Below are 1067 nucleotides of genomic sequence, written 5' to 3'. Positions count from 1 at the left end.
GATGTTCAACAACACCACGCACCGGCCCGCAACCATCCAGCGCATCCGCATCGGCGCCAACAAGGACGGGCGCATCCAGGCCATCTCGCACGAGAGCTGGTCCGGTAACCTGCCCGGCGGCGGCCCCGAGACGGCCACGGCCCAGACGCGGCTGCTCTATGCCGGTGAACACCGCCACACCGCCATGCACCTGGCCGTGCTGGACCTGCCCGAGGGCAATGCCATGCGCGCGCCGGGTGAAGCGCCAGGCCTGATGGCGCTGGAGATCGCGATGGACGAGATGGCCGAAAAGCTCGGTCTGGACCCCATCGAGTTCCGCGTGCGCAACGACACCCAGGTCGACCCCGAGAAGCCGCAGCGTCCCTTCTCGCAGCGCCGCCTGGTGGAGTGCATGAAGCAAGGCGCCGAGCGCTTCGGCTGGAACCGGCGCAATGCCAAACCGGCGCAGGTGCGCGAGGGCGCGTGGCTCATGGGCCTCGGCATGGCAGCAGCCTTCCGCAACAACCTGCTGATGAAATCCAAGGCCCGCGTGCGCCTGGAGGGTGAGCGCGTCATCGTCGAAACCGACATGACTGACATCGGCACCGGCAGCTACACCATCATTGCGCAGACGGCAGCCGAGACCATGGGTGTGACCCTCGACAAGGTCGTCGTGCGCTTGGGGGATTCGAGCTTCCCGGTGTCCTGCGGCTCGGGCGGCCAATGGGGCGGCAACAACTCGACGGCCGGCGTGTATGCGGCTTGCATGAAGCTGCGCGGCATGGTCGCCCAGAAGGCCGGCATGGCCGACGCGGAATTTGCCGGTGGCGAGGTGCGTGGCGGCGGCAAGGCCATGCCGCTGAAGTCCTTTGCCGGCCTGGTGGCCGAGGACGGCATCGAATATGGCGATCTCGACAAGCGCTACCAGCAGTCCACTTTTGGCGCGCATTTCGCCGAGGTGGCGGTGGATGCGACGACTGGCGAGGTGCGCGTGCGGCGCATGCTGGCTGTGTGCGCGGCGGGGCGCATCCTGAACCCGACCTCGGCGCGCAGCCAGGTCATCGGCGCCATGACCATGGGCGTGGGCG

The 1067-nt window shown here is 68.0% G+C and carries 1 protein-coding gene; it reads left to right on the top strand.

Annotation, left to right across the window (positions count from 1 at the left end; translation table 11 throughout):
• Positions 1–1067, top strand: a 1067-nt coding sequence (locus AC1DU6_RS32450; RefSeq protein WP_477862350.1) for a molybdopterin cofactor-binding domain-containing protein, incomplete at both ends; no start/stop codon positions are given.

Source organism: Roseateles sp. P5_B10 (genome assembly GCF_056400485.1).
This window is presented reverse-complemented; position numbering and strand designations above follow the sequence as displayed.